The organism is Lederbergia ruris (genome assembly GCF_018332955.1).
GTDB lineage: Bacteria > Bacillota > Bacilli > Bacillales > Bacillaceae_C > Lederbergia > Lederbergia ruris.
This window is the reverse complement of record NZ_BORB01000014.1, coordinates 98,701-109,105: the sequence shown is the minus strand read 5'-3', so window position 1 is coordinate 109,105 and position 10,405 is coordinate 98,701. Positions and strand designations below refer to the sequence as shown.

Sequence of the window (10,405 nt, the reverse complement as noted above, 5' to 3'; positions counted from 1 at the left end):
TCTCCTGAAAGTGGCAGGCACTCGCCTACTATTTTCAGGGAAAAACCATAAAAACACAAAATCAGGTGGAGAAAAACAAATCGTTTCTCTCCACCTGATTTATTTTAGGGACTTTTTAGACATCCCCAGTAAGGTCAAAGGCTAAATACGCGACGTCCTGTCGCTTCCCTTGCACTGGTACTTCCTGTACGTCGCAACGCCTTTGTGATCAACATCCTGTTGGCCTAAATATCGAAGTCTAAATCGCTTTTCTGCCCCTTATTTTGTTGTTGTTGGCTATTTTTCTTGACCATTTGTTGAATCTTTTCAATAGCCGAAGGTGCGTTATCAATCAATTTCTCAAGTAAATGCGTATTTTGTTCTAAATGAAGCATATTGACTCCATGTTTATTAACAACGAGGAAGGCAATTGGTGTAATCGATACACCCCCACCGCTTCCACCGCCAAAAGGCAATTGGGAGCCATCGCCTGATTCTTCATCAGAGGAGCTTCCACCTGAACTACTTCCCGATGAACCTCCTTTAAATTCACTTCCTCCCATCGCAAAACCAAAACCAACTTTTGAAACGGTTAAAATAACACCGCCATCTGGTGTTTCAACCGGTTCTCCGACGATGGTGTTCACGTCTATCATATCTTTCAAATTTTCCATTGCGGTTGTCATTAGGGCTTGAATCGGATGATCAGGCATTGAATGTCCTCCTGTCTTTTTCAGTCTGTGCAAATGATCGTTTTTTCTGTCTTTTCCATTCTCTAGCTAATTTATAGGCTGTTAACATAGCATTTCCTACTTTTATTTTCATCATACATTGAAAATTCGATTCAAAAGTTGTTTGCTGATAATTTGCTTGCACAGATAAGTTTGGATTTTTATAAAAGGAAAGATAATTTCTTAACCATGAAACAAAAGACCCCTTTATAGACCAAATGATGCCAGATGCGATCCCTGTATCGGCTGCATCTCCCAGTCCTATGATTGTCTTCCATTCAAACTGATTCATTTTAATTTTTATTAAAAATTGAGTGATGATCCTTTGAAAAGGCCTGATATTTTGCGGGATATTTTTCCATTCATCCAGAAAGGAAGAGAAATGAATAGGGACCTGCTCCTCGACTTCATCCTTTTCTATGGATAAAACATCGGCTAAACTCCATTCTTTTTGAAAACGAAGCAACCCAAAAAAAGTGGTTCCTTTTATGTACGTTTTTATAACAGAGGAACTTAAAATGGCTGATAAGGAGATTTGTACTGTCAATAAAGGAACGATAACAAAAATGAAAACAACAAAGGATAGAATTGAAACAACGAACCACGACATAGTCGATCCCTCCGAAGAAAATAACGCGTTGGAACTAAAGATTCATTATTTCCACCTAAGAAAAAAATAAACCCGCTTATCAATAAGCGGGTTCTGTCACTTGTCTGCGCTCATGCATGCACAACAGATGTATCAGCAAAGATGTCATGCAATCCTTGCTTTTTCGGTGTAAAGGCCACTACAGTGTAAAGTATAGTAATCGTGGCTGATATATAACGCCCTATCCCCTCTCTGAAAATAATCGTTCCCCATCCTAGTGTTTCTCCTTTCAAAGGAACAACTTTTAAACCAAAAACCATCTTTCCAATGGTTTGCTGAAAAAATTTCGTCATGAAAATAAAGTAAGCATAGAAGACGATCCCTGACACAATGCTATACGCGGAGAACATTCCCCCATCTGAGAGAGAAAATCCTAATCCGCGAAAAATCGGCTTAATGAGTATTCCATTTATACTAAAGATCATAATCAAATCTAAGAGATAGGCCCAAAACCGCATCCAAAATCCAGCATAGGCGGGATTTTGCTTCATGATCTTTGTTGGCTGAATCTTTAGCTCATCATTACCATTAATTGTATATTCCTCGTAATTCTCCGTCATGAACATCGCCTCCTCTTATTCAGAATAAAGATACATTAACCTTGGCGCATTCGGCTGAGTTAACAATTTCGTAATTCCCCGCATCTCTGCTTCTTTTCCACCGAATTGTTGAGCAACAACACCGAATAATGAACCAAAACCAGCACTAGCGTTATAACGAATGACTTGAGCACCTTTCAGTTTATAATCGTTTTTCATTTGTTCAATCACATCTTCTTGATAACCAAATTCGTCAATGAGCCCCACTTCCTTTGCTTGCCTTCCATCATATACTCTTCCATCTGCAATCTCTCTAACTTTAGTTTCGGGCATATCTCGACCTTCTGAAATGATTCGCACAAACTCATCGTAAGAATTTTTTAGCATGGAATCAAGAATATCTTTTTCTTCTTTTGTCATGTCACGATATTGGCTCATAATGTCTTTATATGGGCCGCTCTTTATCGTTGTAAAATCAATCCCTAATTTGTCGGCTAGTTCTGAAATATTGACTCCTTGCATGATTACTCCTAATGAACCTGTCATCGTCTCTGGACTAGCGAAAATTTTATTGGCCGGAGCCGAAATATAATATCCACCTGACGCTGCCATTGATCCCATGGAAACATAGATTGGTTTATCGGTTTCTTCGCGAATTTGCACGAGTTTATGATGAATTTCTGCTGATTCATTCGTTCCTCCACCTGGAGAATTTACGCGCAGGATAATCCCTTTTACTGTGTTATCGTCCTTTACATGATTAAGCTGTTTCATAAACTCCTTATGTACATAGCCTGCTGTTTGGAAAATCGATGCTTCCCCAACATCCTGGATCACCCCATCTACTTCTAACACGGCTATTTTTTGCGACGGGCTACCAGATTCCAACACTTCCTCAGCAAAAGCCTGATTAACTCCGACACCCTCATTGATCAGTTTTGTGAAGTCTGTAAAAAGAAAGCTACTTGCAAGATTCACAATGGTGGAAACAAAAAACACAAATGCTGCTACACCAAGAGCAATCCACCTTTTCCCATTCATATAAAATTCCTCCTTCTAAATGTGCCTAATCTTTCATACGTTCTATGCTTTTAAAAAGTTTCATTGTCATGATAAACTAAAGAGAAACCGATTTCCAAACATTGAATTACATGAAGGAGGCCGTCATCATGAATGACCAAAGAAATAATCTCTATTTTTTTCATAAGAACGATACAGAACTAGCAGAAAAAATAATGAATTTACAAGAAGCTGCAGAACGACATGGATTTAATATTGTGAGTGATCATCAAAAAGCCAATGTCATTGCAAGTATTGGCGGAGATGGAATGTTTCTCCAAGCTGTGCGGAAAACAGGATTTAGGCAAGATTGTCTGTATGCTGGGATTGCTGTTGGCGGCAATCAAGGACTTTATTGCGATTTTCATATTGATAATATTCACGAGATGATCGATGCGGCGACAATGGAACAAGTGGAAGTTAGACGTTATCCAACAATCCAGGTGAACATTGATGGGGAAGCTTCTTTTCGTTGTTTGAACGAGTTCACGATTCGCTCAGGTATCATCAAAACATTTGTAATGGAAGTATATATTGACGGTCTACACTTTGAAACCTTCCGTGGTGACGGGCTTGTGATTGCCACACCAACTGGAAGTACGGCGTATAATAAGTCCGTTAGCGGAGCGGTTGTAGATCCGTTATTGCCTTGTTTACAAGTGACGGAGCTAGCCTCCTTGAACAATAACACTTATCGTACTTTAGGCTCCCCGTTTATTTTAAGTGGCGAGCGCAGCCTCCAACTAAAAGTTGTCCAGGATGGCAATGATTATCCATCCATGGGCATGGATAACGAAGCTTTAAGTGTTCAGCATGTTGAGAAAGTAGATATTCAATTAAGTGAGCACCGCATTAAAACAATCAAATTAAAAAATAATTCCTTCTGGGAAAAAGTAAAAAGAACGTTCCTGTGAGTGCGTGTTCAAAACAACCATGTCTTAGCAGACAGCATGAGGAGTGAAAACCAGGATTTATAAAAGGACAATGAAGAGAGGCGGGGAATCCCGCCTCTCAGGTCCATATTATATGCGTTTATTGTCCACGACCGCCCATTTGTTGTTGTGCCATTTGAACAAGGCGCTTTGTAATTTCTCCACCAACAGATCCGTTGGCACGTGAAGTTGTATCAGCCCCAAGATTTACACCGAATTCTTGAGCAATTTCTGTCTTCATTTGGTTTAGAGCTTGTTCAGCTCCAGGAACTAGAAGTTGGTTACTATTATTATTTGGCATGTGTCTTCACCTCCCTGTAAGTGTAGATTGTGCAAAAACACATGCCTCCATTCAAAAATTTATTGGTAATTGCTGTTATTCGCAAAAGAATTGGTTTTCTCGTTTTAACCCCTTCATATTCTTAACGATCAGAATGATTAGTGCGTGTTCAAACAACCACGGTCTAGCAGACACCACAGGAAGAAACTAGGCCTAAAGTTTATATAAAAAAGAGGATGAAACATCCCCTATAAGAGACTATCCAGATCTACAGATGAGGATTGGGCCCTCGCACTAATCATAATGGTTTCAGTCTCATTCACCGCTTTTTCAAGTAGAGGGTTCCAATCCACTTTCTCTTCAAACTGTTCCACTTTCTCTAATTTTGGTTTTGTTTTTGGCGCTGGTGGAGTGAAAATGGTACAACAATCTTCATAAGGTCGGTTAGATATTTCGATCGTATCAATCTCTTCCGCAATTTGAATAATTTCTAATTTATCCATTGCAATAAGAGGTCGAATAATCGGGGTGTTCGTTACAGCATTGATAGCGAGCATACTTTCCATTGTTTGACTTGCTACCTGCCCTAAACTTTCTCCTGTTACAATCGCTAATCCTCCCTGTCTTTTTCTAATTTCTTCTGTAATTCGAAGCATCATTCTTCTAGTCGCTGTCATAGAAAAACCAGAGGGAATTTCTTTATGAATGATCTCCTGGATTTCTGTGAAAGGCACAACATGAACTTTTACACTCCCTGAATATTGAGCCAGTTTTCTTGCTAAGTCCAACACTTTTTGTTTGGCCCGCTCACTTGTAAAAGGTGGGCTATGGAAATGAACAGCTTCAATTCCAACGCCTCTTTTCATCGTCAAATATCCTGCAACAGGACTATCAATCCCACCTGATAGCATCAGCATGGCTTTTCCGGAAGATGCAACTGGAAAGCCTCCAGCACCGTGAATGATTTGACCTGAAATATAGGCCGCATCCTGCCTAATTTCTACAATAAGGTTCAAATCAGGCTGCTTTACATCCACTTTAATATCGTCAAGATGGATTAAAATATGGGCACCGACGGCATGATTTAACTCATTCGAATCATATTCAAATGTCTTATCTGTCCTACGGGCAGAAATCTTAAACGTATTTCCTGGAGAATGGACTTCCTTCGCGATCTGCAAGGCAGCTGCCCGAATAGCCTCAATCTTCTTTTCTGTTTTGATCACGGGACTAAAAGATTGAATCCCAAATACATTCTTTAATTGTTCTATAATTGGCTCTACAGGTTCGCCATTTAGTACTACATACATGCGATCCCAACCAGATTCGATGTGAATTTTCTCAAAGTCTCGTAACATAAATTGGATATTTTTCTTTAGCTTATGGACAAAATGTTTTCGATTCCGTCCTTTAAGCGACATTTCTCCATAACGAATCATGATTCTATCATAATTCATCGAATCACCCCATTACCTTTTTTAATCTTATGATGATTTGTGTTAGTGCCTCTATAAATTGAGTAGCTTCTTGGATTGTATTTTCGTAGGTAAGGCTGATCCGAACAGCTCCCAATGCAACATCATCCGAAATCCCCATTGATGTTAATGTCGAACTCGGCGTTTTATCTTTAGAAGAACAAGCGCTAGTGGTCGAAATGATAAATCCAGCTTCTTCTAAGGCATGGACAAGTACTTCTCCCTTTAATCCTACGACAGAGAAATTGATGATATGTGGAGCCGCAGTCTCAGGTGTATGCAGGATAATCTCCTGATTTTTTTTCAATTCATCGTATAAATATTCCCTTACTTGTAAAAGGGATTCAGCTTTATGAAGACGTTTCTGTTCCACTAACCGGAATGCTTTGGCCATCGCGACAATGCCTCCCGTATTTTCTGTACCACTTCTCCATGTTTGCTCTTGATTTCCGCCAGTTAAAAGTGGAACAAGTCTAATGCCGGTTCGTTTGTATAGAAAGCCAGTCCCTTTTAAACCGTGAAATTTATGAGCTGAAAATGTGCATAGGTCAATCCCTGAATCATGAAATGGCAGCGCTAGTTTTCCGGCCCCTTGAACATGATCAACATGGAAGAGGATTTTCGGATATTTTTTTAGCCGCTGACCTATTTCTCTGACTGGTTGGACGGTTCCCACTTCATTATTCACATGAATCAAAGAGACAAGGATAGTTTGGTCTGTGATGGCTTGTTCGATGTCATCAGGATGAAGGAGTCCATCCGCCCGTACAGGTAATCTAGTTACTTGGAAACCGAATTTTTCTTCTAATTGCTTCAACGTATTCGTAACGGAGGAATGCTCCACCTCACTTGTAATAATGTGATTTCCTCTGTTTTGATATTCTAAAGCCGCTCCTTTAATTGCCAGGTTATTCCCTTCCGTACCTCCTGAAGTGAAAATAATTTCGGCTGGTTTTACCCCGATTCCATCCGCGATTTGTTGTCTTGCTCCTGTAATCAACTGCTCAGCTTTTCCGCCGTAATTATGCAAGGATGAGGGATTCCCATAAAAATCTTGATTCACTTTTAGATAAGAATCTAAAACCTCTTCATACGGCTTCGTTGTCGCACTATTATCAAAGTATATCAACATGACACCTTCTATTTTATTAATTATTTTTCCAGTTAATAATCATACCATATTTTTTCACAAAAAATAAGAAGAGCTTAAGCTCCTCTTATTTTACCCTATACTTCTATTCATAACGATTTCGGCTAAGAACGAGAATATTCATGGCTCTCGTAGATTTCCTCAATGCGTTTTAAGGCGCCAGGTTCTACCTTTTCTAGTGCAGTTGCTGCCTGTTCCAGTGCGGCCATATATTCATAGCCTCGAAAGGCCTGTTCTGCCTCTTCGAGATTGGCTGCTAATTCAGCACTTTGCCGACGATAACGGTTTGCATATTGAATCACACGTTCTGCAGATTGGGCTGTTTCAATATGCTCCTCCGTTTTCTCATAAAGATGATCAACTGTATCCCTCGCTTCATCGAGATGTTTCTGAACTAAATTCATATTCAAAGGTTTTTCATTTAAGCTTTTAAAAACATTTTCAATTTGCTCTTCTGCATGGTCATATAGAGATTCACAATCAGCCGGGAGTCCAGGCATATGACTGTTATGGACAAGCCGGATGATTTCTTTGATCTTTCTCTGACATGCATAAACATTTTCTTTAGCGTCCAATTCATCCTTTCGCAAATTATGAAGACGCTCCGTAAATTTTTCTTGATCTTGTTTTATATTTTTCAATTGCTCATCAATATCCTTTAGTTCTTCTTCCAATTGCGAATAGGGAGTCATTTGATCCGTTAATTTTGCTTTTAAAAGTTCGTATCGTTTCACCAATTGATTGAAGGTTTTATCTAACTTCTTCGGTATTTTAAGATCGTTATCTTGTAATTGATAACTATTTTGGACAATCTTAATTTCATGGTTCATTGCATTATTTTTTTCTAACAATTGTTCAAGTGTACTTTCGACATTTTCAACTTCTTGTATAATATAATGTTTCCCATACACTTCTTTTTCTAGCAAATCGTAAAGAGTTTCGATTTTGTCTTTTATATCTTGAAGTCCTTCTTCAACAGCTGCTACCTTCGCATCTTTTAAGAATCCCAGATAATGTTCGATTTCCTTCGATAATTCTTCTATTTGTTTTTCCATTTGCAGATGTTCCAGTATAAAGCCTTGCTGGCTCATTTCCTTATAACCACTTTTCAGATCATCGATTTGCGCTGGAAGAATGGATTGACATTCCGTTAGAAGATCAGGAATTTTTTCCATTCTCTCTCCTAATTCCTCCATTTCTGATGTAAGAACTAGAACAACCTCTCGGGCTTGTAAATAATTACCTTGGTCTGTTAGTTCCTCATAATGCTTGATTTTCGCTTCAACTGATTTTAGTAAATTGTCTAGCTTTTCACCTGCTATACCAAATAGATGGCGGTGGGCTAAAAGATATTTTTTATTTTCTTGATATTGTTTGAATACATCCGTCATTTCTTTTCTATTTTCTTCTTCACTACCAACGACTTCATTTAATTCCTTAAGAATGGCATCCATGTCCTTTTCAATATCGTTTAGCAATTCTTTTACTTTGAGATTACTCTCTTTCGCTTGCTTAAAACGATATTTGTCAGCAAATTCTTCGGAGGCAAAAATCAATTCATCGACATGAGGTAAACGCACAGTCAAAATATCATCCCAAGCGTTACGCCACTGTTCAAACATTTCCTCCGTTTCGCCCGTCATATTTAATTGCTTCACTTTTGCCATTTCTTCCGCAATCGGACGGTTCATCAATTCTAATTTTTGAGAATCTAGCTGATCAACCTCTTTATAATATTTTTTCCTTATTATGTATCCAACTACGAATAAAATCAGTATGATCAAAATTGCAGATATTAAAATCTCCACACCGTAATTCATTGTAAGCCCCCTGTTTCTCAGTCATTCCTGTATGCATTTATATAAATAATGAAAATTAAATTTTATGTTATGTTCCTCTATAATACCATGTCAACGACAATTTTTGACTATGAAAAGCATTTTTTTTACGATAAAAAAAAGAATAGTTGCTGAAGAAGGTAGGTTTTTTGAATGAATGGCAAAATGCGCGACAAATTTCGTCGCGCATTCCAAACAAAGTCCTGCTGGTTTCTATTTACCTTAATAGGTATAAAGGTGCTGTTTAATAGCCGATTGAAGCAGCGGATTCGATCGGCTTTACAAATGTTTGGGAACCTGACCATGATTCTAACCATTTACATATCACTGAATGATATTTATCAATAAAATAAGGTTCATGTGGCCCCATTCCCCAAACTTCAGATACATATACACTATTTACATAGGGCATCATAAGTATTCCTTTTAATTGAATGATTAACATACTAATGGGAAAGGCCATTTTTTGCTCTTTCAAAGTGCCATGAATCAAATTTTTCAAAAAGAATCGTTCTTTCATTAAATAAGATGATATGATTTCACGGGAGGTTTGGGAATCAATACTGATTTCCCTCCAAACAAAACGTGCAAGTAATTTATGCTCACTTTGAAAGACTAAAACTCGCTTTATCGCTCTTTTCAGACAATGATCTGCTTGATCTTTATCCAACTTTCCGATTTCTTCTTCCAAACATTTTAAGTATGGCTCAAAAAATCGTATCAGACATTCTTCTAACAGCCCTTGTTTACCTTTAAAGTAATAAGAGATATTAGCAGGATTGATATTTGCTTCTGATGCAATATCACGGATCGTTGTTCCCTTATACCCCTTAGCATAAAACAATTCAATTGCCGCTTCTACAATTGCTTCTTTTGTTGTTCCTTGCCGAGTTGCCATTATTCCGTCCCCCGATCTCTTGAACAATTTAGTTAAATATGAGAAAATATTATAAAATTTTTTGATAGGATTTCAGTCCATTATGATTTGGAAATCTTGCCGATACAAACCATTTCGGTAAGTTATGAATAATTCCTTTCAATACTTATCGACAGTTTCTTTTGAAAATGTCGAAAGAGAGAAAAGGAGCGATGATTTTGTTTAAGACGCAAACCTATGAAGGCAATACGAAGGAACAATATGAACTTGTCATAAAACAGCTTAAGGCCCTTTTAGAGGGGGAAACAAATTCCATTGCAAACTTGAGTAATGCGTCTGCCCTCCTTAATCAATTTTTAGACCGGATTAATTGGGTAGGCTTTTATTTAGTGGAAAATCATGAACTTGTTTTAGGACCCTTTCAGGGATTACCAGCTTGTGTTCGAATCCCTTTCGAGAGAGGAGTCTGTGGAACGGCGGCCGCATCGGGAAAAACGATTGTGGTAGAAGATGTAAATACCTTTCCTGGACATATCGCCTGTGATGCAGCATCCCAATCAGAAATAGTGATTCCTATTTTTAAGGACGGGGAACTATTTGGTGTGCTAGACATTGATAGTCCGAAAAAAAACCGCTTTGATCATACCGATCAAATTTATTTAGAAAAGTTTGTCCGAACATTGGAAAGCTTTCTATAAGAGCGTGTTCAAAAAGGAGGATAAAAAGGACCAAGTCGGCTAAAGGCGCTGACGTCCTGTCAGCAACACCGACACTAGTACATCCTGTACGTCGAAAGTTCGAGGCGGCGTAGCTTTGAGCACAAGGAAGGCTTCCCTGAATCCGCATCGCACGCCGGAAAAGTGGTTTTCTTTTCCAAGGAGCGGACTTGTACAGGA

General features: G+C 38.5%; 11 protein-coding genes. 2 read left to right on the top strand and 9 right to left on the bottom strand.

Translation table 11 applies throughout. The annotated features are described in order from the left end of the window. Positions 1 to 224 precede the first annotated feature (224 nt). From ytfJ to sppA, 4 genes are all read right to left on the bottom strand, one after another. Positions 225 to 692 (bottom strand): GerW family sporulation protein, encoded by a 468-nt coding sequence (ytfJ, locus tag KI363_RS10165; protein WP_212966261.1) that lies wholly within the window; start codon positions 690 to 692, stop codon positions 225 to 227. Further along, positions 685 to 1,320: a DUF2953 domain-containing protein gene (locus KI363_RS10160; protein WP_158324010.1), complete on the bottom strand. Its 636-nt coding sequence runs from the start codon at positions 1,318 to 1,320 to the stop codon at positions 685 to 687. The genes ytfJ and KI363_RS10160 overlap by 8 nt, the downstream gene beginning before the upstream one ends. Positions 1,321 to 1,430: 110 nt before the next feature. Beyond that, positions 1,431 to 1,919, bottom strand: a complete 489-nt coding sequence (locus KI363_RS10155) for an RDD family protein (RefSeq protein ID WP_212966260.1) — start codon at positions 1,917 to 1,919, stop codon at positions 1,431 to 1,433. A 15-nt stretch (positions 1,920 to 1,934) separates the two neighbouring features. Next, entirely contained in the window at positions 1,935 to 2,939 is a 1,005-nt protein-coding gene (gene sppA, locus KI363_RS10150) for a signal peptide peptidase SppA (RefSeq protein ID WP_158324012.1), read from the bottom strand. A 128-nt stretch (positions 2,940 to 3,067) separates the two neighbouring features. Between sppA and KI363_RS10145 the strand changes: the two genes are divergently transcribed. Beyond that, positions 3,068 to 3,871, top strand: coding sequence for an NAD kinase (locus KI363_RS10145; protein ID WP_158324013.1), 804 nt, complete (start codon positions 3,068 to 3,070; stop codon positions 3,869 to 3,871). 118 nt (positions 3,872 to 3,989) lie between these two features. On the opposite strand, the gene KI363_RS10140 is transcribed toward KI363_RS10145, so the two are convergent. The 5 genes from KI363_RS10140 to refZ form a co-directional block, all read right to left on the bottom strand. Then, entirely contained in the window at positions 3,990 to 4,190 is a 201-nt protein-coding gene (locus KI363_RS10140; protein WP_158324014.1) for an alpha/beta-type small acid-soluble spore protein, read from the bottom strand. A 227-nt stretch (positions 4,191 to 4,417) separates the two neighbouring features. After that, positions 4,418 to 5,626, bottom strand: coding sequence for a tRNA uracil 4-sulfurtransferase ThiI (gene thiI / locus KI363_RS10135; protein WP_158324015.1), 1,209 nt, complete (start codon positions 5,624 to 5,626; stop codon positions 4,418 to 4,420). A 4-nt stretch (positions 5,627 to 5,630) separates the two neighbouring features. Further along, complete coding sequence (locus KI363_RS10130; RefSeq protein ID WP_158324016.1) at positions 5,631 to 6,773, bottom strand: cysteine desulfurase family protein; 1,143 nt, start codon at positions 6,771 to 6,773, stop codon at positions 5,631 to 5,633. Positions 6,774 to 6,898: 125 nt separating this feature from the next. Continuing rightward, on the bottom strand, positions 6,899 to 8,614 hold the full coding sequence (gene ezrA / locus KI363_RS10125; RefSeq protein WP_158324017.1) for a septation ring formation regulator EzrA: 1,716 nt from the start codon (positions 8,612 to 8,614) through the stop codon (positions 6,899 to 6,901). A 262-nt stretch (positions 8,615 to 8,876) separates the two neighbouring features. After that, a complete protein-coding gene (gene refZ / locus KI363_RS10120) occupies positions 8,877 to 9,530 on the bottom strand; it encodes a forespore capture DNA-binding protein RefZ (RefSeq protein ID WP_212966259.1) in 654 nt (217 codons plus the stop codon). A gap of 197 nt (positions 9,531 to 9,727) precedes the next feature. Between refZ and msrC the strand changes: the two genes are divergently transcribed. Next, on the top strand, positions 9,728 to 10,207 hold the full coding sequence (gene msrC, locus KI363_RS10115) for a free L-methionine (R)-S-oxide reductase MsrC (protein WP_246516828.1): 480 nt from the start codon (positions 9,728 to 9,730) through the stop codon (positions 10,205 to 10,207). Positions 10,208 to 10,405: the final 198 nt, after the last annotated feature.